Below are 20,968 nucleotides of genomic sequence, written 5' to 3' on the forward strand. Positions count from 1 at the left end.
AAACGTTGACATTTATTCCCGTAGCCCTATCAATAAAGGTGTTACGATCCATACCACACAAGGAAACGCAAGCATGAATGCTGCTATTTTCCGCTTCTTATTTTACTTTAGCACCTGAACTCAGGAGGCTTGCGCGTGAAAGAAGAAACGAAAAATCAGCGCCAAAAAGACTCCGGATGGAGGCTTATTTTGTAAGTGAAATCGAGATTAAGTCCACCAAACCGGTGTCTGCACCGACATAATGAGGAAAACCATGTCACATCTCGCAGAGCTGGTTGCCAGTGCTAAGGCAGCCATTAACCAGGCTTCAGATGTTGCCGCGTTAGACAATGTCCGCGTCGAATATCTGGGCAAGAAAGGGCATCTGACCCTTCAGATGACCACCCTGCGTGACCTGCCGCCAGAAGAGCGCCCGGCCGCAGGCGCGGTGATCAACGAAGCGAAAGAGCAGGTACAGCAGGCACTGAACGCGCGTAAAGCCGACCTGGAAAACGCCGCGCTGAACGCCCGTCTGGCCGCAGAGACCATTGACATCTCCCTGCCGGGCCGCCGTATTGAAAACGGAGGGTTACACCCGGTCACCCGCACCATCGACCGTATTGAAAGTTTCTTCGGTGAGCTCGGCTTTACCGTTGCAACGGGCCCGGAAATCGAAGATGACTACCACAACTTCGACGCGCTGAATATCCCAACGCACCACCCGGCACGTGCTGACCACGACACTTTCTGGTTCGACGCTACCCGCCTGCTGCGCACCCAAACCTCTGGTGTCCAGATCCGTACCATGAAAGATCAGCAGCCGCCGATTCGCATCATCGCGCCGGGTCGCGTGTATCGTAACGACTACGATCAGACGCACACCCCGATGTTCCATCAGATGGAAGGGCTGATCGTTGATAAAAACATCAGTTTTACCAACCTGAAAGGGACGCTGCACGATTTCCTGCGCAACTTCTTTGAGGAAGATCTGCAAGTTCGTTTCCGTCCGTCCTACTTCCCGTTCACCGAACCCTCCGCTGAAGTTGACGTGATGGGTAAAAACGGCAAATGGCTGGAAGTGCTGGGCTGCGGCATGGTGCACCCGAACGTACTGCGTAACGTGGGCATCGACCCGGAAGTGTATTCCGGCTTCGCCTTCGGTATGGGCATGGAGCGTCTGACCATGCTGCGTTACGGCGTCACCGATTTACGTGCGTTCTTCGAAAACGATCTGCGTTTCCTCAAACAGTTTAAATAAGGGCAGGACAACATAATGAAATTCAGTGAACTGTGGTTACGCGAATGGGTTAACCCGGCTATCGACAGCGAAGCGCTGTCGGGGCAAATCACCATGGCAGGCCTGGAAGTCGACGGCGTTGACGCGGTTGCCGGTAGCTTCCACGGCGTAGTGGTCGGTGAAGTGGTGGAATGTGGTCAGCATCCGAATGCGGACAAACTGCGCGTGACGAAAGTGAATGTGGGCGGTGAACGTCTGCTGGATATCGTCTGCGGCGCGCCGAACTGCCGCCAGGGCCTGAAAGTGGCCGTGGCAACCATCGGCGCTGTGCTGCCGGGTGATTTCAAAATCAAAGCGGCAAAACTGCGTGGCGAACCGTCTGAAGGCATGTTGTGCTCCTTCTCCGAGCTGGGTATTTCCGACGACCATAGCGGCATTATCGAACTGCCGGCCGATGCGCCGCTGGGTACCGATATCCGTGAATATCTGCAGCTGGACGATAACACCATCGAAATCAGCGTGACGCCAAACCGTGCCGACTGCTTAGGTATCATCGGCGTGGCTCGCGACGTTGCGGTGCTGAACAAGCTGCCGCTGAACGCGCCGGAGATCGCCCCTGTAGCGGCGACCATCGCTGACGTACTGCCGATTGAAGTGGAAGCGGCTGACGCCTGCCCGCGCTATCTGGGCCGCGTAGTCAAAGGGATCAACGTTAAAGCGCCAACCCCGCTGTGGATGAAAGAAAAGCTGCGTCGCTGCGGTATTCGCTCCATTGATGCGGTCGTTGACGTGACCAACTACGTCCTGCTGGAACTGGGCCAGCCGATGCACGCCTTCGATAAGGATCGCATCGACGGCGGCATCAAAGTTCGCATGGCGAAAGAGGGCGAAACCCTGGTGCTGCTGGACGGCTCTGAAGCCAAACTCAACGCCGACACCCTGGTGATTGCCGACCACAACAAAGCGCTGGCGATGGCCGGTATCTTTGGCGGCGAGCACTCTGGCGTAAACGACGAAACTCAGAACGTGCTGCTGGAATCCGCATTCTTCAGCCCGCTGTCCATCACTGGCCGTGCGCGTCGCCATGGTCTGCATACCGATGCCTCTCACCGCTACGAACGCGGCGTGGACCCGGTACTGCAGTACAAAGCCATGGAACGCGCTACCGCGCTGCTGATTGAGCTCTGCGGCGGCGAGGCGGGCCCGATCATCGACGTGACTAACGAAGCCACGCTGCCGAAGCGTGCGACCATCACCCTGCGTCGCAGCAAGCTGGATCGTCTGATTGGCCATCACATTGCTGATGACCAGGTCACCGATATCCTGACTCGTCTGGGCTGTGAAGTCACCGTCGGCAACGACGAATGGCAGGCTGTAGCGCCGACCTGGCGTTTCGATATGGAAATCGAAGAAGATCTGGTGGAAGAAGTGGCGCGCGTTTATGGCTATAACAGCATCCCGAACGAGCCGGTACAGGCCGGTCTGGTGATGGGCAGCCATAAAGAAGCCAATCTGTCGCTCAAGCGTGTGAAAACCATGCTGAACGATAAGGGCTATCAGGAAGTGATTACCTACAGCTTCGTTGACCCGAAAGTGCAACAGCTGGTGCATCCGGGTGAAGAAGCGCTGATTCTGCCAAGTCCAATCTCCAGCGAGATGTCCGCTATGCGCCTGTCTCTGCTGACCGGCCTGCTGTCGACGGTGGTGTACAACCAGAACCGTCAGCAGAACCGCGTGCGCATCTTCGAGACCGGCCTGCGCTTCGTTCCGGACACTCAGGCACCGCTGGGGATCCGTCAGGACGTGATGCTGGGCGGGGTTATCTGCGGTAACCGCTACGACGAACACTGGAATCTGGCAAAAGAGACCGTTGATTTCTATGATTTGAAGGGCGATCTGGAATCCGTTCTCGATCTGACCGGTAAATTATCTGAAATTCAGTTCAAGGCGGAAGCCAACCCGGCGCTGCATCCGGGCCAGTCTGCCGCGATTTATCTGCACGGCGAACGCATTGGTTTCATTGGTGTTATCCATCCGGAACTGGAACGCAAGCTGGACCTGAACGGCCGCACGCTGGCGTTTGAACTGGAGTGGAACCAGCTCGCAGACCGCGTGGTTCCTCAGGCGCGCGACGTTTCTCGTTTCCCGGCGAACCGCCGCGACATCGCCGTTGTGGTCGCTGAAAATGTGCCAGCAGCGGATATTTTAAACGAGTGTAAGAAAGTTGGCGTAAATCAGGTAGTTGGCGTAAACTTATTTGACGTGTACCGTGGTAAGGGTGTTGCGGAAGGCTATAAGAGCCTTGCTATCAGCCTGATCCTACAAGATACCAGCCGTACACTCGAAGAAGAGGAGATTGCCGCTACCGTTGCAAAATGTGTAGAGGCATTAAAAGAGCGATTCCAGGCATCATTGAGGGATTGAACCTATGGCGCTTACAAAAGCTGAAATGTCAGAATATCTGTTTGATAAGCTTGGGCTTAGCAAGCGGGATGCCAAAGAGCTGGTGGAGCTGTTTTTTGAAGAGATCCGTCGTGCTCTGGAAAACGGTGAGCAGGTTAAACTGTCCGGTTTTGGCAACTTTGATCTGCGTGATAAAAACCAACGCCCGGGACGTAACCCAAAAACGGGTGAAGATATTCCCATTACAGCCCGGCGTGTGGTGACCTTCAGACCAGGACAGAAGTTAAAGAGTCGGGTCGAAAACGCAACGCCCAAAGAAGAGTAATTCTGATCTAACTAAAAAGGCCGCTGATGCGGCCTTTTTCTTTTCTGCGCGGCGTTGTCACCGTAAAATCAAACGCTTCTCCACGGGCGATAGGTAACTATGCAGGTTTATGTACATCAACAGCAGCGGCGTAATCGTCGTTGGCTTGCCGGACTGTCTCTGGCCCTTTTGGCAATGCTGGTGATTAGCCTGTGCGCGGGCGACCAGTGGATCCCTCCCGGCGAATGGCTCACCGCGAAAGGGCAGCTGTTTATCTGGCAGATTCGCCTGCCGCGTACCGTGGCGGTGCTGCTGGTTGGCGCTGCGCTGGCGCTGTCTGGGGCGGTGATGCAGGCGCTGTTTGAAAACCCTCTGGCGGAGCCGGGGCTGCTTGGCGTTTCTAACGGCGCGGGTGTCGGGCTGATTGCGGTGATTATGCTAAGCCAGGGCAGCCTGCCGGGCTGGGCGCCGGGGCTGGCGGCGATTGCGGGGGCGCTGGTGATTACCGGTATCCTGATGCGCTTTGCACGACGCCATCTCTCAACCAGCCGCCTGCTGCTGGCGGGCGTGGCGCTGGGCATTATCTGTAGCGCCTTAATGACGTGGGCGGTCTATTTTTCCACCTCGTTCGATCTGCGTCAGCTGATGTACTGGATGATGGGCGGCTTTGGCGGCGTCGACTGGCAGCAGGTATGGCTGATGGTAGCGCTGCTGCCGGTGATTGCCTGGGTTTGTCTGCAATCACAGCCGTTGAATCTGTTAGCGCTAGGGGAAACCTCCGCGCGGCAATTGGGCGTGCCCATCGCGTTCTGGCGCAAGCTGCTGGTGATGGCCACCGGCTGGCTGGTGGGGGTCAGCGTGGCGCTGGCCGGCGCCATCGGTTTTATCGGGCTGGTGGTGCCGCATATGCTGCGCCTGTGCGGCCTAACCGACCATCGCGTGCTGCTACCGGCCAGCGCGCTGGCGGGGGCGAGTACGCTGCTGTTTGCTGATATTATCGCGCGGCTGGCGCTGTCGGCGGCTGAGCTGCCGATTGGCGTGGTGACCGCGACGCTGGGCGCGCCGGTGTTTATCTGGCTGCTGCTCAGGTCCGGGCGCTACTAACGCAACATCCTGATTAAAAAGCCTTGGTGTCGTACCCGCGTATCTGGCTATTATTAAAGACCGGGCGATAAGACCCAACCACGCTAAAGAGGATGCTATGCAAACCACCATTCTGAACACTCCCGTCACCACCATCGACGGTGAAAAAACCACCCTGGAAGGCTACAAAGGCAAGGTACTGCTGATTGTTAACGTGGCCTCTAAATGCGGTCTTACGCCGCAGTACGAGCAACTGGAGGCGCTACAGACCTCGTTACAGGACGAAGGTTTCACCGTGCTCGGTTTCCCTTGCAATCAGTTCCTCGGCCAGGAGCCGGGCAGCGAAGAAGAGATTAAAACCTTCTGCAGCACCACTTACGGCGTAACCTTCCCGCTGTTTAGCAAAGTGGAAGTGAACGGCGACACGCGTCATCCGCTTTACAGTCTGTTGACCCGCCTGGTGCCGCAAGCCGTTGCGCCAGAAGGCAGTGGTTTTTATGAGCGCATGGCCAGCAAAGGACGAGCACCGGCCCAGCCGGGTGATATTCTGTGGAACTTCGAGAAATTCCTGATTGGCCGCGATGGTCAAATCATCAACCGTTTCTCTCCGGATATGACGCCGGACGATCCGATCCTGACGGCGGCTATCAAGCAGGCTATCGCCCAGCCATGATGCCGTTGATGCAGCTTCAGGACGTTGGTGAGGGCCTCCGCCTCCAGGCGGTTAGCGCCGACGTGGTGTCGGGTGAGATTATCCACCTTGTTGGCCCAAACGGGGCCGGGAAGAGCACGCTGCTGGCCAGAATGGCGGGCCTCAGCGGTGGAAAAGGCGTGGTAACGCTCAATGATCAGCCACTGGATGAATGGCCTGCTCATGCGCTGGCCCGCCACCGTGCCTATCTTTCCCAGCATCAACAGCCGCCATTTGCGATGCCGGTCTGGCAATTTCTGATGCTGCATCAACAGGGCGAGCCGCAATCCCCGCTCGCCATTCATGTCGTTGAAGCGTTGGGCCTGAGTAATAAGCTCGGGCGCAACGTCAGCCAGCTCTCCGGCGGCGAATGGCAGCGCGTCAGGCTGGCAGCCGTGATCCTGCAAATTCATCCCGCGGGCAACCCGGATGGGCAGCTTTTACTGCTGGATGAACCGATGAACAGCCTTGATGTGGCGCAGCAGGCGGCTCTGGATAAGCTGCTGGCTGAACTGAGGGCGGCGGGCATCGCCATCGTGATGAGCAGCCACGATCTAAACTACACACTGCGCCACGCTGGGCGAGTCTGGCTGTTATGTCAGGGGCATCTGATTGCCAGCGGTAAGACGGAGAACGTTATGCAGCCAGAACATTTATCTTCGGCTTATAATATGCGTTTTCAGCGCCTGGATATCGCCGGTCACCAAATGCTCATTTATGATGAGGTCGGTGAAAATTAATCCAACTCTGCTTGAAATGGCGGTGATTGCTTGCCAGCCAATCCGCAATAGATATAATTTATTGGCTGAATAAAAAACTGAGGATTCGCTGGATATGCGTTTCTGGATTCTTTTTCTCGTGGCTTTCGTTTTAGCAGGGTGCAGTAGCCATCGCGCGCCGCCGCCCAATCCCCGACTTTCGGATTCTATTACCGTTATCGCAAGCCTTAACGATCAGCTGCAAAACTGGCACGGTACGCCGTATCGCTATGGTGGCATGAATCGCCGCGGCGTGGACTGTTCCGCGTTTGTGCTGGTGACGTTCCGCGACAAATTCGAAATGCAGCTTCCCCGTGAAACCCGTCAGCAGGCGAAGATTGGCACTGAAATAGATAAGGATGAACTGTTGCCTGGCGATCTGGTGTTCTTTAAGACCGGCGCGGGCGAGAACGGGCTGCACGTGGGCATTTACGACACCGACAATCAGTTCATTCATGCATCCACCAGCCAGGGCGTGACGCGGTCTTCGCTCAACAATGTCTACTGGCGGAAAAATTTCTGGCAGGCCAGGCGAATTTAATCAAAAAGAAAAGGAGGCGCAAATGCCTCCTTTTCTTTTTTGTCGATGATAAAAATTTTAAATAAACAGCCATCGTTATTCCGATTTTGTTAGGCAAGATCATAGAACTTCAGGTTGATTGTGTTAATCCATTACTTTCGATTACAATCATTATGATCCAGTGATGGACCATAAAATAAAAAGGAACCAATGAAAGGAATAACAACAGCATTCATCACCGTAGGTTTTTTGCTTTGTGACGTCAGGAACCCGGACATGACTTTTAATGAAGGGCAGTCGCAATGATTGTATCGCTGGATAATACGTATTGTTCTCAGTTGTTTTTCCTTCCCGCCAGAAATAGCGACGGGCGTCTTGTTGGGCTGAAAGTTGTCAGCCAATTTAGCGGCCTTGAAAACCACATCCGCATCCCTACTGGTCTGGTGCTGCCGCGTCTGACGCCGCAGCAAGAAATGACCTTATTTCAGGAAAAACTGGCGCTGTTGAATAACTGCCAGCTGTTCTTCCGCCAGCACAACCTAAATGCGTGGATTACGGCCCCTCCAGGGCTGGTCGAGGCGCTGCTTACCGACGATGAACTGACGGCCAGCGCCCTGCGTTTCCCGTTTCTGGAATTAGCCGTCAGTGAAAGTTATCCTGGCCTGAATCAAGTTGATGAATCTCATCCGCTAGCGCGATTGTGCCAGCGTTTTCCGCTGGTGCTTAGCGATTTTGGTTCCGGCGACGCCTCGACCCATGCGCTGTTCGCTGGGTTATTTACCCGTGTGGTGCTGGATAAAAACTTTGTCCAGCGTCAGTCAGGGTCGGCCTCTTTCGAACCGTTTCTCCGTGCGATCGTCACCCAGATTCAGCCCTATTGCCAGGGGGTTATGATTTCCGGGGTCGATGATGAACGCCTCCGCCAGCGCGTGGCGTCCTTTGGTTTTAGCGGGATGCTCGGCAGTCTGTGGCCGGTGGTAGCGGAATCCTCCTTAATAACATTAGTGCAACAATAACCCTGCACTTACCCGGGTGTTTAACGTACAGTAACCCAATACACTACGGGCAGGAGGAGCCATGAACCTGTCATTTAACACCCGCTGGCGCGATGAGCTGCCAGGATTTTACAGTGCGCTACAGCCCACGCCGTTGCATAACGCCCGCGTGATCTGGCACAACGCGCCGCTGGCGCAAGAACTCTCTATCCCTGAATCGCTCTTTACCCCTGAGCACGGCGCTGGCGTGTGGGGCGGTGAAACATTGCTGCCCGGTATGTCGCCGCTGGCGCAAGTTTATAGCGGCCATCAGTTCGGCTCCTGGGCTGGTCAACTGGGCGATGGACGCGGCATTTTGCTGGGCGAACAGCAGCTGGCGAACGGCAAAACGGTCGACTGGCACCTGAAAGGCGCAGGGCTGACACCGTATTCGCGGATGGGGGACGGGCGGGCGGTTTTGCGTTCGACTCTGCGCGAGAGCCTTGCGTCGGAGGCCATGCATTATCTGGGTATTCCCGGTACCCGCGCGCTGGCGGTGGTCACCAGCGATACGCCGGTCTATCGTGAAACGGTTGAATCGGGCGCGATGCTGATGCGGGTTGCCGAAAGCCATATTCGCTTCGGCCACTTTGAGCATTTCTACTATCGCCGCGATAACGACAGCGTCCGCACGCTGCTTGATTTCAGCCTCCGTCATTACTGGCCGCACCTGCAGCATGAGGCCGACGGTTACGCGCTGTGGTTCGAGGACGTTGTGGCGCGCACGGCGCGGATGATTGCCCGCTGGCAAACGGTCGGCTTTGCTCACGGCGTGATGAATACCGATAATATGTCGATTCTGGGCCTGACGCTGGACTACGGCCCGTTTGGTTTTCTGGATGACTATCAGCCGACGTTTATCTGCAACCACTCTGACCATCAGGGGCGCTATCGGTTTGATAATCAACCGGCGATAGGGCTGTGGAACCTGCAGTGTCTGGCGCAGGCGGTGTCGCCCTGGATCGCGGTAGATGCGCTCAACGCCGCCCTGGATGGCTACCAGGCGGTGCTGTTCCGGGAGTACGGGCAGCGCATGCGTAAAAAGCTGGGATTGTTCAGTGAACAAGAGGGCGACAACGATCTGCTTAACGGCCTGTACGCGCTGATGGAACGGGAAGGCAGCGACTATACCCGCACCTTCCGTCTGCTGAGCGAAACGGAGCAGCGTAGCGCCGCTTCACCGCTGCGGGACGAATTTATTGACCGCGTGGCCTTCGATGGCTGGTTTACCCAGTACCGGGCGCGTCTACAGCTGGAACAGGTGGATGATGCCACGCGCCAGCAGGCCATGAAATTAGCCAACCCGGCGATGGTGCTGCGAAACTGGCTGGCGCAGCGGGCGATTGAGCAGGCGGAGAAGGGCGACTATCAGGAATTACATCGGCTGCATGAAGCGCTGCGCAACCCGTGGCACGATCGGGATGATGACTATGGACGCCGTCCGCCGGACTGGGGTAAGCGGCTGGAAGTGAGCTGCTCAAGCTAACCAGGCCAACGCTGCGCTATGGCGATGGCGCAGCTACTTGGTCAGTATCAGCTTTCCGGCCTGAGTCTGTCGCAGCAGGTACTGCTGATCGCCATGCTCAATAATCAAACGACCTTCCTGACCTAACAGCGTCTGGCTATCGATCCGACGATCGCGGGGGAGCGGGTGCGGGGCATTATTCTTCTGAGGTTCCAGTTCTGCGCAGGTATCCATTTGCGAAATTCTATAATGAAAATCAATGTAACAATGATTTTCATTATCAATATTCAGTCGGTTAACCGCAAGCGTTATTTACCACCAGATAAGGTAGGGAGATGTGCCCGCCGCTGTGCGGCGGGCAGGAGAGTGTTAAAGGCGGGTGGCCACCGCGGCGGCCAGTTTTTCCAGCAGCAGTTCGGTGTCTTCCCAGCTCAGGCAAGGATCGGTAATCGACTGGCCGTAGGTTAACGGCTGGTCGGCGACGATTTTTTGTGTCCCTTCGCGCAGGAAACTTTCCGCCATGATACCGGCAATGGCGGAGGAGCCGTTGCGGATCTGCTGGCAGATATCGTCACACACTTCCAGCTGACGGCGGTGCTGTTTCTGGCAGTTACCGTGGCTAAAGTCGACGACCAGATGCTCAGGCAGGTCGAACTGATGAAGCGTATCGCAGGCCGCGGCGATATCGTCCGCGTGGTAGTTCGGCTTTTTGCCGCCGCGCATGATGATATGGCCGTACGGGTTACCGCTAGTCTGATAGATCGTCATCTGGCCGTTTTTATCCGGCGACAGGAACATATGGCTGGCGCGGGCGGCGCGGATCGCGTCCACCGCAATGCGGGTGTTGCCATCGGTGCCGTTTTTAAACCCGACCGGGCAGGAAAGCGCGGAGGCCATTTCACGGTGAATCTGGCTTTCCGTGGTGCGCGCGCCAATTGCGCCCCAGCTGATCAGATCGGCGATGAACTGACCGGTCACCATATCGAGGAATTCGGTTGCCGTCGGTACGCCCAGGGTGTTCACCTGCAACAGCAGCTTACGCGCCTGCTCGATGCCGTGATTAACGCGGTAGCTACCGTTGAGATCCGGATCGGAGATCAACCCTTTCCAGCCCACCACGGTGCGCGGTTTTTCGAAGTAGGTGCGCATGACGATTTCCAGCTCGCCCTGATGTTTCTCACGCAGCACCTGAAGGCGGCGGGCGTAATCCACCGCCGCGTCCAGGTCGTGAATGGAACAGGGGCCAACGATCGCCAGCAGGCGGCGGTCTTCGCCGTTAAGGATTTTTTCAATGCGATGGCGTGAGGCGGTAACGTGGGCCGCAACGTCCGGCGATACAGGGTGGCGCTGAGCAAGTTCAGCAGGCGTAATCAGGCTCTCAATTCGAGCGGTACGCAGTTCATCGGTCTTATTCATGGAAGTCTCAGAAATTTGTTGCTTCGCCAGTCAGGATGCTGGGAAGTGATGCACATCACGATAAACCAATCTGCGCTGAATTCAAGCGTGGCAGGTAATGTGCGCTCAATCACAAAGCTATGATAAACAAAATTGCTGCATTGTACTAGTGTGTTAGTACATTCTGCGACTTAATCCCATGATGTCCATGATTTTGGTAGCAATTTCTTCAACCGAGTAGTTAGTACTGTTTAGCCACGGGATCTGGTGACGGCGATACAGCGCCTCGACTTCCGCCACCTCCATTCGGCACTGACGCATTGACGCGTAGCGGCTGCTCTCGCGGCGTTCTTCACGAATGGCGGCTAGCCTTTCCGGGTTGATCGTCAGACCAAACAGCTTGTGCTGCAACGGCTTTAACGATGCGGGAAGCACCAGGTTATCCATGTCATCGGCAATAAACGGGTAGTTGGCGGCGCGAATACCAAACTGCATCGCCAGGTACAGGCTGGTGGGTGTTTTTCCACAGCGTGACACGCCCAGCAAGATGACCTGTGCCTGATCGAGATTGCGCAGCGAGATGCCATCGTCGTGCGCCAGGGTGTAATCGATGGCCGCGATACGCGCATCGTACTTGGTGAGGTTGCCAGGGGTTAAGCCGTGGGTGCGATGGGCAATGGGGGTCGGGTCAAGCTTCAGTTCTTCCTGCAGCGGCGCGACGAGCGCCTGCACGATATCCTGACAAAATCCTTCACATTGCAGAATGATGTCGCGAATTTCGGGGATCACAATCGAATAGAATACCAGCGGCCGCACGCCCGTCTGCTGATAAATGGCGTCAATTTGCTCCTTGACCGCCCGCGCGCGGCTTTCGCTCTCGATAAACGGCAGGGTGATACTGTTGATCGCCACCGGGAACTGCGACATCACGGCGTGGCCCAGCACTTCCGCCGTAATCGCGGTACCGTCGGAAATATAAAATACCTGCCTGTCGACTGCGTTATCCATATTGCTTGACTCCCGTTAATTGCCTGAAAGGGTAAATTAAATTTAAACACACCCAGGCCGTATTTGTCTTAATTTTAAAAATGAAACGGTATTTTTATTTTTAATGAAATGGGTGTTTCAATTTCCAGATGACGTCAATAGACCGTCGGTTTCTGTGCCTTTTCAGACTAATCAGTAGGTTATGAATAAACAGGAATCAATCCTAAAAAGTAAAAAAATAATTTGCTTACACGATTCACCGTTTTTTTCGCCCGTTTAAATATGCGAGGATATTTTAAGTAGTCAGTCGTTTCTTATCACTGCTTCTTTAAATCATAAAAGGATTGTCTCGATGTCCAACAATGGCTCGTCACCGCTGGTGCTTTGGTACAACCAACTCGGCATGAATGATGTAGACAGAGTTGGAGGCAAAAATGCCTCCTTGGGTGAAATGATTACTAATCTGTCCGGGATGGGGGTGTCAGTGCCCAACGGATTTGCCACCACTGCCGATGCGTTTAATCAGTTTCTCGACCAGAGCGGCGTAAACCAGCAGATTTATCAACTGTTGGATAACACCGATATTGACGACGTTACCGCTCTGGCGAAAGCCGGCGCGCAGATCCGCCAGTGGATCATCGACACTCCTTTCCAGAGCGAACTGGAACAGGCTATTCACGAAGCGTATAACCAGCTGGCCGCCGATAACGCCAATGCCTCGTTTGCGGTGCGTTCTTCCGCGACGGCGGAAGATATGCCGGATGCTTCCTTCGCCGGTCAGCAGGAAACCTTCCTCAACGTCCAGGGTTACGACGCGGTATTGGTCGCAGTGAAGCACGTCTTTGCCTCGCTGTTCAACGACCGCGCCATCTCCTACCGTGTACACCAGGGTTATGACCACCGTGGCGTCGCGCTCTCGGCGGGCGTACAGCTGATGGTGCGTTCTGACCTTGCCTCTTCCGGCGTGATGTTCTCCATTGATACCGAATCCGGCTTTGACCAGGTGGTGTTTATCACCTCCGCGTGGGGGCTGGGTGAAATGGTGGTGCAGGGCGCGGTGAACCCGGATGAGTTCTACGTTCACAAACCTACGCTGGCCGCTGGTCGTCCGGCGATTGTACGCCGCACAATGGGCTCGAAAAAAATTCGCATGGTCTATGCGCCGACCCAGGAACACGGCAAGCAGGTGCGTATTGAAGACGTGCCGCAGCAGCAGTGCGATATCTTCTCGCTGACCAACGAGGAAGTGCAGGAGCTGGCGAAGCAGGCCGTGCAGATCGAAAAACACTACGGTCGTCCGATGGACATCGAGTGGGCAAAAGACGGCCACACCGGCAAACTGTTTATCGTTCAGGCGCGCCCTGAAACCGTCCGTTCGCGTGGCCAGGTGATGGAGCGCTACACGCTGCATTCGCAGGGGCGCATCGTGTCGGAAGGCCGCGCCATCGGCCACCGCATCGGCGCGGGCCCGGTCAAAGTGATTCATGACATCAGCGAAATGAACCGCATCCAGCCGGGCGATGTGCTGGTGACCGACATGACCGACCCGGATTGGGAACCGATCATGAAGAAAGCCGCGGCGATTGTCACCAACCGCGGTGGCCGTACCTGCCACGCGGCGATTATTGCCCGTGAACTGGGGATCCCGGCGGTAGTGGGCTGTGGTGATGCCACCGAGCGCATGAAGGATGACGAAAAGGTCACCGTTTCCTGCGCCGAAGGCGACACCGGCTACGTTTACGCCGACCTGCTGGACTTCAGCGTGAAAAGCTCCAGCGTGGATACCATGCCGGATCTGCCGCTGAAGATCATGATGAACGTCGGTAACCCGGACCGCGCGTTTGACTTCGCCTGCCTGCCAAACGAAGGCGTGGGCCTGGCGCGTCTTGAATTTATCATCAACCGGATGATCGGCGTGCACCCGCGCGCGCTGCTGGAGTTCGATGACCAGGAACCGAAGCTGCAAAACGAAATCCGCGAAATGATGAAAGGTTTCGATTCGCCGAAAGAGTTCTACGTTGGCCGTCTGACGGAAGGGATCGCCACGCTGGGCGCGGCGTTCTACCCGAAACGGGTGATCGTGCGTCTGTCTGACTTTAAGTCGAACGAATACGCGAACCTGGTCGGCGGCGAGCGCTACGAACCGGAAGAAGAGAACCCGATGCTGGGCTTCCGCGGTGCCGGTCGCTATGTCTCTGACAGCTTCCGCGACTGCTTCGCGCTGGAGTGTGATGCGGTGAAACGCGTGCGTAACGACATGGGGCTGACCAACGTCGAGATCATGGTGCCGTTCGTGCGTACCGTGGAACAGGCGAAAGCGGTGGTGGATGAGCTGGCGCGCCAGGGCCTCAAGCGCGGCGAAAACGGGCTGAAAATCATCATGATGTGTGAAATTCCGTCCAACGCCCTGCTGGCAGAGCAGTTCCTTGAGCACTTTGACGGCTTCTCCATTGGCTCAAACGACATGACGCAGCTGGCGCTGGGTCTGGACCGCGATTCCGGCGTGGTTTCCGCGCTGTTTGATGAGCGTAACGACGCGGTGAAAGCGCTGCTGTCGATGGCGATTCGTGCGGCGAAGAAACAGGGCAAATATGTCGGCATTTGCGGGCAGGGGCCGTCCGACCACGAAGACTTCGCGGCCTGGCTGATGGATGAGGGGATCGACAGCCTGTCGCTGAACCCGGACACCGTCGTGCAGACCTGGCTGAGTCTGGCCGAACTGAAAAAGTAATTCGCTTTTCTGCGGAAATCCCGGGCCAGGCCCGGGATTTTTTTATCTCAGTGTTGCGTGCGATCACACTCCGTAAAGAAAACCAAATATCGTAAATCTGCTGGCAATTTCAACAATTGTTCCCGGCAGACCACTTCTGAATACTGAGGCTGACATCTTGTGCTTACCTGAATATTTTCGGGTATTTATCAGCGAATCAGGAGAGTGGCTATGACCCCGATTTACAAAGATCCTCAACGTTCGATTAAAGAACGCGTCGCCGATTTGCTGGCGCGAATGACGCCGGAAGAAAAGTATGCCCAGATGCATGCCTGGTGGCTGGTGCTATCAGAAGACGGTCACCACCGCGAGCGTAGCGACATGAGCGATGAGTTTGCGGGCGTTAGCGAACAGACTTCCCTGAGCGAGCGTTTAAAGCTAGGTGTCGGGCAGATCACCCGTCCGCTCGGCACCCACATTGTCGATGCCAGAACCGGCGTACGCGCGGCGAACCGTCTGCAAAAAATGATGATGGAAGACACGCGGCTGGGCATTCCTGCGCTGTTCCACGAAGAGTGCCTCGTAGGCTTGTTGTGCAAGAATGCCACGTTGTTCCCTTCGTCGTTGAACTACGGCTCCACCTGGGATCCTGAACTGGTTAAACGCGCGGCTCAACAAATTGGTGAAGAAGCGCGATCCACCGGCTGTAAGCAAGGATTAGCGCCGGTGCTGGACGTCTCCAGAGACGTGCGCTGGGGGCGTACGGAAGAGACGTTCGGCGAGGATCCCTGGCTGGTGGGTGTGATGGCCTGCGCCTATGTTGAAGGACTACAGGGTGAGAAACGCGACGTGCTGGCCACTCTGAAACACTACGTCGGCCACTCTTTCAGCGAAGGAGCGCGTAACCATGCGCCGGTGCATCTCGGCTTCCGTGAACTGAACGATACCTTCCTGCTGCCGTTTGAGATGGCGGTGAAACGTGCGCACGCCGGTTCGGTTATGCCAGCCTATCACGATATTGATAACCAGCCCGGCCACAGTGACAGCTTCCTGCTGACCACGGTGCTGCGTGAGCGCTGGGGCTTTGATGGGATTGTGGTGGCCGATTACGGCGGCGTCAGCCTGCTGCATCAGCACCATGGCGTGGCACAGGATGCGGCGGAATCAGCGGCGCTGGCGTTTAACGCCGGGCTGGACGTTGAGCTGCCGAAAGACGACTGTGCGCGTCACCTGGCAGAGGCGGTGGCGCGCGGGCTAATCACGCCGGAAAAAATCGACGAAATCGTCTCGCGTACCTTAACGGAAAAATTCCGTCTTGGTCTGTTTGAGCATCCTTACGTTGATGAAAACGCTATCTCGCTGCAGTCCAACGCGACGCGGCAGGTTGCCAGAGAGGTGGCCACCCGCTCGATCACGCTGCTGGAAAACCGCGATGCGCTGCCGCTGGCGGGCAACCCGCGCGTGGCGGTGGTTGGCCCCACTGCGGACGACCCGCTGGCGCTGCTCAGCGGCTATAGCTTCCCGGTGCATTTGATCATCAGCGATATGGTGGAAAAAACCGCGCAGGTCACCACGCCGCTGGCGGCGCTACGTGAGTATCTCGGCGACAGCCGTGTGCGTTACGCCAAAGGCTGCCACATCATCGAGCAGCGCATGGCCGGCGCGCCGGTCTTCCCCGGCGACAGCTCCGGCAAACCGATGCAGTCATCGCCGGTCTCACAGGATCTCAGCCTGATTGCTGATGCGGTCCGCGCCGCGCAGGACAGCGATGTAGTGGTGGCCTGCGTCGGCGATCTGGCGGGGCTGTTCCAGAGCGGCACCGTCGGTGAAGGCTCGGATACCGACAGCCTGAATCTGCCCGGTGTTCAGCAACAGCTGCTACAGGCGCTGGTTGATACCGGTAAACCGGTAGTGGTGGTGATGACCGGCGGACGGCCATACAACCTCCAGGGGCTGGAAAGCAAGGTCGCCGCGCTGATGCTGGCATGGGCTCCCGGGCAGGAGGGCGGCTGGGCCATTGCCGACGTACTGACCGGGCGCGCCGAACCGCAGGGGCGCCTGGTGGTCAGCGTACCCAAAAGCGCGGGCGCAATGCCGTTTTACTACAACCACAAACTGAAGAGCGGCGGCACGCCGTTTGCATTCCATTTCGGCGCGCTGTACCCGTTTGGCTACGGCAAAGGCTGGGGCGATTTCCACTATTCACAGCTGCAGCTTGCAGAGGCTGAAGTGGCGATTGACGGTGAAATTGCGCTGCGTGTGACGGTAAAAAACCACGGAGAGCGTAGCGGCAGTGAGGTGGTGCAGGTCTATGTTCGCGACAAGGTGGCCTCTATGGTGCGCCCGCTCCAGGAGTTAAAGGCCTTCCAGCGCGTGACGTTAGCGCCGGGCGAGCAGGCGACGCTTACCTTTACCCTGCCGGTTGATATGCTTAACTTCACCAGTTACGAAGGCCAGCGCATCGTTGAGCCCGGCGAGTTTGAACTGCAGGTGGGAAGTTCATCGGCGGATATTCACGGTCGCGTGACGGTATCTATCACGGGCAAAACACGCACGCTGCCTTCGGAGTGGGAAATGATGAGCCGCTGCGAAGTGGGATGCGAATAATTTTCGGTAGTATGGACATCAGAGAAGGATGTTTTGAATGCGGTAGCCCTTAGGGGCTACCGGCGTATGGATTATTTCTTACGCTTGATGGTTGATTTTAACAGAAGGGAGAGCATTTCTTGTCCATGCTGCTCTATCTCAGATTCCCGCCAGTCACCTTTACGCTCAATTATCTTCAGCATTTCATAAAGCTTCAGGCTATCAATGGTCCTATTTTTCCTGGCGGATGAGAAGTAGGCAAGTTTGGCCCCGGGAGGTAGATTGCTCAGACGTGAATTTTTACTGTGGCTAATCAGGCAAAGATTACCAAAGCTATGAAGACTCGCCTCATCCATGGTGGGTTCGCCGTTCATCGGGTGCTGCGGATAGAAGTGTTCCACTGAGCTACGGAATGTGAACTCAAACTCGTTTACAATAGCGTCGGAGTGCTTCCTTTCCTGCCAGAGCAGGTAATCAAGAAAGTTGAAGACAAAGTTACTTTCAATATTGTTGAACATCAGGCGGGTAGAAGCGATATCGTCTAATTTTACATTTCGGGGATAATAAGCATCTTCTTCCTCATAGATCATATGGAAGAAGGAATGACCTTCATCGATTGACAAGTAACGCTCAAAAATGAAGCGACGAGCGACATTGAGTAGATAGGTCAGATAGGCTTTAGGGTCAATATTCTCTTCATAATATAAATAATACAGCGCCGCATTCAGCCAATGTTTATAAACAAGCGTTGGTGTAGAGACATGGAATGCGGCCTGCAGCATCAGTATTTCACGAGTGATTCCCTCATAACCCCCCTCATGTTCATCAAAACTATTGATAAAGCTAATGCTATTTCGTGAGTACCATTTGAGACGCTTAATACTCCAGTTATCTTTGCCCTGGAGAAACTCTCGCTTGATAATGTATTGATCGAACAAAAACTTGCAATTAAGTAGGGCAAAAACGAAACCTTCAACCTCTTCAACAGGATCGTCGTTTGCTAAAAGTTCTTCATCAAACTGTTCCAGCAGTTTTTTATCATCAAGTGATATGTCACTTTGTGTGTGGACTCGGAGCACGTGTAACAGGAAGTTAGAGAAGTTAATCACGCTATTAAAGCGGTCCGGGCTCTCATCGTTACTATCGTTATCTTCACCGTGAGTATGTATCGGCTGCGACAAAATGTCCTTAAGAGAGATCACTTGTCCATCGTGCTCATGTTCATCAAGACATTGCAGAATATCGTCGAAGTCTTCCGGTATGAATTTACCCCAGTCATTCTTGCCAAATAATCGATGTCTTTCGTCTACTGAGAAACCGTATTGAACGTAGCGCTCCATGTTTTCGCATGCAGCCCAGACTTTTTGTAGCACTTTTATGTGCTCAATCCGGTCATCTTTATCTTCAATATTGTTTAATACTGACATTAATTTCGCTTTTAAAACTTCATGCTTTTCCAACTGTTCACCACGATTGTTCATGGCTTCAAAGTAATGATTAAGGTCGGTGTCCTTGGGAACTTCTACACGCATGATATAAACGTTATTAAAGATGTAATCTGAGAATTTTTTAAGAGTACGAGGTTTTAATTGCGACAGGGCTTTCTCTAGCAAAATGTAGCCCCTCACCAGACTTTCATTATATTCCGCGCCGTTGATCAAGTGTAGCGGGAGGCGCTGGCTAAGTGCGGCAAAGGTGTTGGTTGAACGTGGTCGGCTTTCAAAATTCATGTTGATTCGCTGATACCACGTCATTTGGGGAAGCTTTTGCTCGGCTAACGCTAAATTTCTTAGATAGAGGGCGAGTAATGTTAGGGTCGTGAAACGCTGCTGTCCATCGATCACTTCCAGGCCGCCGTCTTTACGTTTGAATACCACCAGGGTACCGATATAATAACGAGAGTTTTTTTTGTCCTGGTAATCAACGATGTCCTGTACCAGTTGATTGATCTCTGATTCACCCCACGCGTAGTTACGTTGATACATCGGCACCACATAGGAGTGCGAATCAGAAAGTAAACTTTTTATTGAAAACTCAGACAAAACGTCACTCATAATAATTCATCTCTTTAAATAACTTCACCAGCGCATCTTTATTTGCATTGCCCATGCGACTATTATTTTTATTATCTTCGATGGTGAGCGTTCTGAGCGGGATTGAAAGTACATCGGCAGGCAAGGTAGAGTTTTTTATACGTATAAAAATATTCTGTTCCAGCACATACTTATCCATGGTAGCAAGTTGAACGACCTGTTGCTTTACTCGTAACTGATATGCCCAGATAAATATCTTTTCTATCGCCAGAGAGAGTTCTGCTGTATGAAATTTGTCGATATAAAAAATCAGTGCGCAATCAAACATGGCGCGAACGTACTTGTCACCGGTTCTGTGGCGATTGTTATAGGAATTAATTCCATTGAGGATGCGACTCGCCTGCTCGGTCAGGCGAGTACCGAGGAAGTCACATAACTTTTCGGACTCCGCGTTTACAGTCACATGAATCTGATGCTGATAATGCGAAGCCATTTCAAAGAAGCGACGCCCATTGATGATTTGCTGATCAAGATGGAAGGGGAAACGCATGTGCCGACCATCAATTTTTCGGTGGTACTGTTGATTATATTCGTCAACGTAGTGATGGGCAATTCGCAGAGATTCTACATAGGGGAAATGCGCGATTCGGTCAATATTGACTCCTTTAAATGCCCCGACATCGTTTTTTCCAAAGTAGCGCGCAGAATTACCTTGTGCCCAGCGTCGAATACGATAGAGGTAGTGCGCAAATAGGGCCGCGAGCTGGTTACTTTCTAATGCTTCCCAGTGAGCAACGGTTTCCCCTTTTAATTCCTGCTCATGCTCGCCGAATTCACGCAGGTGGTAAGCCTTCAGCAGGTCGTGAGGTTCGAGATCGCGGCCGCGAGCGTTTTGTGCGTCAAAGAACTGGAACGCTTCTGATATATCATGAAGCGTAAAGATAACGACTTCACAACGGTTCAACAAAAAGTCGATATGCTGCTCGGTAAAAGCGCTGTGTGAGATAAGACGGCGTATTTCCATAAAATTCTGCGAAAGATTACGCTGTGAGACTTCGCTACTAAATCGTGTGCCCTGCATGAAGTCTTCAATATCGCTGTCGAGAGCGTGAAGTTGCTCGAGGAGATCCTTTCTCTGAATGCGATCCCTGCGGTGCGCGATGAGGGCATGAACTGTCAGGAGCAATGTTAATATTCGTTGTTGCCCATCAACGATATTTAGTTCGTTAGCGATCTGGTCGTCCCGATGAAAAACTAACGTGCCGAGTCTGTAAGCTTTTTTATGGCTATGCTGCTGAATATCTTGAAATAATTGATGTATGTTCCTTACCGTCCATTTATAAGGGCGCTGATAATCTGGCAGGGTCAAACCCTTCAGTTTCAGCACTTCACTGATCTTGAGAACTTCCTTCTCCGGCGCGTGTATCATCATTAGCCTTAGATATTTTTCTAAATTTCCGATTACGGCGATAGTGCAGTGTCCGCGAACCTGATGCGGTTCTTAAGTTAGCCGAAATCAGCTGGTTGTCGGACTGCGTTAAGTTTGGGAATCGCAGCTTGTCTGCTGCCAGATGAGAAGGATAAATTATAGAGATAGGTTTATGAATGCAATGAAAATTCTGGGCGTTGCATCATGTCAAACCTTGCATGTCACCAGGGTTATTGCTGTGTTGCAGGCAAAAAAAAGGCCCATCGTGGGAGATGGGCAAAGACTACACACAGCAATTCTTTGTTTCACTCAGGGGATATATAAATCAAGGGGTTGATCTATTGCCTTGGCCTT

Annotated in this window: 17 protein-coding genes and 1 other RNA gene; 12 read left to right on the top strand and 6 right to left on the bottom strand. The window is 54.2% G+C overall.

Going from position 1 to position 20,968, the window contains the following annotated elements; genetic code table 11:
- Positions 1-73 precede the first annotated feature (73 nt).
- From pheM to selO, 10 genes are all read left to right on the top strand, one after another.
- Positions 74-118, top strand: coding sequence for a pheST operon leader peptide PheM (pheM, locus tag ACK5JN_RS12180; protein ID WP_186220317.1), 45 nt, complete (start codon positions 74-76; stop codon positions 116-118).
- Positions 119-253: 135 nt separating this feature from the next.
- The gene (pheS, locus tag ACK5JN_RS12185; RefSeq protein ID WP_416870419.1) at positions 254-1,237 is read left to right on the top strand and encodes a phenylalanine--tRNA ligase subunit alpha; all 984 of its coding nucleotides are present in this window, start codon (positions 254-256) and stop codon (positions 1,235-1,237) included.
- 15 nt (positions 1,238-1,252) lie between these two features.
- The gene (gene pheT, locus ACK5JN_RS12190) at positions 1,253-3,640 is read left to right on the top strand and encodes a phenylalanine--tRNA ligase subunit beta (protein WP_416870420.1); all 2,388 of its coding nucleotides are present in this window, start codon (positions 1,253-1,255) and stop codon (positions 3,638-3,640) included.
- Positions 3,641-3,644: 4 nt separating this feature from the next.
- Positions 3,645-3,944, top strand: a complete 300-nt coding sequence (gene ihfA / locus ACK5JN_RS12195) for an integration host factor subunit alpha (protein ID WP_003030571.1) — start codon at positions 3,645-3,647, stop codon at positions 3,942-3,944.
- Positions 3,945-4,043: 99 nt separating this feature from the next.
- Complete coding sequence (gene btuC / locus ACK5JN_RS12200) at positions 4,044-5,027, top strand: vitamin B12 ABC transporter permease BtuC (protein ID WP_416870421.1); 984 nt, start codon at positions 4,044-4,046, stop codon at positions 5,025-5,027.
- A gap of 97 nt (positions 5,028-5,124) precedes the next feature.
- Positions 5,125-5,679, top strand: a complete 555-nt coding sequence (locus tag ACK5JN_RS12205) for a glutathione peroxidase (RefSeq protein WP_416870422.1) — start codon at positions 5,125-5,127, stop codon at positions 5,677-5,679.
- Complete coding sequence (btuD, locus tag ACK5JN_RS12210; protein ID WP_416870423.1) at positions 5,676-6,437, top strand: vitamin B12 ABC transporter ATP-binding protein BtuD; 762 nt, start codon at positions 5,676-5,678, stop codon at positions 6,435-6,437. The genes ACK5JN_RS12205 and btuD overlap by 4 nt, the downstream gene beginning before the upstream one ends.
- 94 nt (positions 6,438-6,531) lie before the next feature.
- Entirely contained in the window at positions 6,532-6,996 is a 465-nt protein-coding gene (locus ACK5JN_RS12215; protein ID WP_416870424.1) for an NlpC/P60 family protein, read from the top strand.
- Positions 6,997-7,277: 281 nt separating this feature from the next.
- A complete protein-coding gene (locus tag ACK5JN_RS12220; RefSeq protein ID WP_416870425.1) occupies positions 7,278-7,991 on the top strand; it encodes an EAL domain-containing protein in 714 nt (237 codons plus the stop codon).
- A gap of 61 nt (positions 7,992-8,052) precedes the next feature.
- Positions 8,053-9,495, top strand: coding sequence for a protein adenylyltransferase SelO (selO, locus tag ACK5JN_RS12225; protein ID WP_416870426.1), 1,443 nt, complete (start codon positions 8,053-8,055; stop codon positions 9,493-9,495).
- A gap of 33 nt (positions 9,496-9,528) precedes the next feature.
- Here selO and hemP read toward each other — a convergent pair whose 3' ends face one another.
- From hemP to ACK5JN_RS12240, 3 genes are all read right to left on the bottom strand, one after another.
- Positions 9,529-9,708 carry a hemin uptake protein HemP gene (hemP, locus tag ACK5JN_RS12230; RefSeq protein WP_416870427.1) on the bottom strand — a complete coding sequence of 60 codons (180 nt, stop codon included), beginning with the start codon at positions 9,706-9,708 and terminating at the stop codon, positions 9,529-9,531.
- 135 nt (positions 9,709-9,843) lie between these two features.
- Complete coding sequence (gene aroH, locus ACK5JN_RS12235) at positions 9,844-10,890, bottom strand: 3-deoxy-7-phosphoheptulonate synthase AroH (protein WP_416870428.1); 1,047 nt, start codon at positions 10,888-10,890, stop codon at positions 9,844-9,846.
- A gap of 153 nt (positions 10,891-11,043) precedes the next feature.
- Positions 11,044-11,877 (bottom strand): pyruvate, water dikinase regulatory protein, encoded by an 834-nt coding sequence (locus ACK5JN_RS12240; protein ID WP_416870429.1) that lies wholly within the window; start codon positions 11,875-11,877, stop codon positions 11,044-11,046.
- A 331-nt stretch (positions 11,878-12,208) separates the two neighbouring features.
- Between ACK5JN_RS12240 and ppsA the strand changes: the two genes are divergently transcribed.
- Positions 12,209-14,587, top strand: coding sequence for a phosphoenolpyruvate synthase (gene ppsA, locus ACK5JN_RS12245; protein WP_416870430.1), 2,379 nt, complete (start codon positions 12,209-12,211; stop codon positions 14,585-14,587).
- A 210-nt stretch (positions 14,588-14,797) separates the two neighbouring features.
- Positions 14,798-17,173 carry a glycoside hydrolase family 3 N-terminal domain-containing protein gene (locus ACK5JN_RS12250; protein WP_416870431.1) on the top strand — a complete coding sequence of 792 codons (2,376 nt, stop codon included), beginning with the start codon at positions 14,798-14,800 and terminating at the stop codon, positions 17,171-17,173.
- A gap of 71 nt (positions 17,174-17,244) precedes the next feature.
- On the opposite strand, the gene ACK5JN_RS12255 is transcribed toward ACK5JN_RS12250, so the two are convergent.
- From ACK5JN_RS12255 to rprA, 3 genes are all read right to left on the bottom strand, one after another.
- Positions 17,245-19,206: a DUF262 domain-containing protein gene (locus tag ACK5JN_RS12255; RefSeq protein WP_416870432.1), complete on the bottom strand. Its 1,962-nt coding sequence runs from the start codon at positions 19,204-19,206 to the stop codon at positions 17,245-17,247.
- Positions 19,199-20,614: a DUF262 domain-containing protein gene (locus tag ACK5JN_RS12260; protein WP_416870510.1), complete on the bottom strand. Its 1,416-nt coding sequence runs from the start codon at positions 20,612-20,614 to the stop codon at positions 19,199-19,201. The genes ACK5JN_RS12255 and ACK5JN_RS12260 overlap by 8 nt, the downstream gene beginning before the upstream one ends.
- Positions 20,615-20,862: 248 nt before the next feature.
- Positions 20,863-20,962, bottom strand: an RNA gene (gene rprA / locus ACK5JN_RS12265) — antisense sRNA RprA.
- Between the last annotated feature and the right edge of the window lie 6 nt (positions 20,963-20,968).

The sequence above is a fragment of the Kluyvera sp. genome, assembly GCF_047971185.1.
Classification (GTDB): Bacteria; Pseudomonadota; Gammaproteobacteria; order Enterobacterales; family Enterobacteriaceae; genus Kluyvera.

What these genes read in the sequence shown, in the direction of transcription:
- pheS (WP_416870419.1), top strand. Translation starts at nt 254, where the DNA reads ATGTCACATCTCGCAGAGCTGGTTGCCAGTGCTAAGGCAGCCATTAAC.
- pheT (WP_416870420.1), top strand. Translation starts at nt 1,253, where the DNA reads ATGAAATTCAGTGAACTGTGGTTACGCGAATGGGTTAACCCGGCTATC.
- ihfA (WP_003030571.1), top strand. Translation starts at nt 3,645, where the DNA reads ATGGCGCTTACAAAAGCTGAAATGTCAGAATATCTGTTTGATAAGCTT.
- btuC (WP_416870421.1), top strand. Translation starts at nt 4,044, where the DNA reads ATGCAGGTTTATGTACATCAACAGCAGCGGCGTAATCGTCGTTGGCTT.
- ACK5JN_RS12205 (WP_416870422.1), top strand. Translation starts at nt 5,125, where the DNA reads ATGCAAACCACCATTCTGAACACTCCCGTCACCACCATCGACGGTGAA.
- btuD (WP_416870423.1), top strand. Translation starts at nt 5,676, where the DNA reads ATGATGCCGTTGATGCAGCTTCAGGACGTTGGTGAGGGCCTCCGCCTC.
- ACK5JN_RS12215 (WP_416870424.1), top strand. Translation starts at nt 6,532, where the DNA reads ATGCGTTTCTGGATTCTTTTTCTCGTGGCTTTCGTTTTAGCAGGGTGC.
- ACK5JN_RS12220 (WP_416870425.1), top strand. Translation starts at nt 7,278, where the DNA reads ATGATTGTATCGCTGGATAATACGTATTGTTCTCAGTTGTTTTTCCTT.
- selO (WP_416870426.1), top strand. Translation starts at nt 8,053, where the DNA reads ATGAACCTGTCATTTAACACCCGCTGGCGCGATGAGCTGCCAGGATTT.
- hemP (WP_416870427.1), bottom strand. Translation starts at nt 9,708, where the DNA reads ATGGATACCTGCGCAGAACTGGAACCTCAGAAGAATAATGCCCCGCAC.
- aroH (WP_416870428.1), bottom strand. Translation starts at nt 10,890, where the DNA reads ATGAATAAGACCGATGAACTGCGTACCGCTCGAATTGAGAGCCTGATT.
- ACK5JN_RS12240 (WP_416870429.1), bottom strand. Translation starts at nt 11,877, where the DNA reads ATGGATAACGCAGTCGACAGGCAGGTATTTTATATTTCCGACGGTACC.
- ppsA (WP_416870430.1), top strand. Translation starts at nt 12,209, where the DNA reads ATGTCCAACAATGGCTCGTCACCGCTGGTGCTTTGGTACAACCAACTC.
- ACK5JN_RS12250 (WP_416870431.1), top strand. Translation starts at nt 14,798, where the DNA reads ATGACCCCGATTTACAAAGATCCTCAACGTTCGATTAAAGAACGCGTC.
- ACK5JN_RS12255 (WP_416870432.1), bottom strand. Translation starts at nt 19,206, where the DNA reads ATGAGTGACGTTTTGTCTGAGTTTTCAATAAAAAGTTTACTTTCTGAT.
- ACK5JN_RS12260 (WP_416870510.1), bottom strand. Translation starts at nt 20,614, where the DNA reads ATGATACACGCGCCGGAGAAGGAAGTTCTCAAGATCAGTGAAGTGCTG.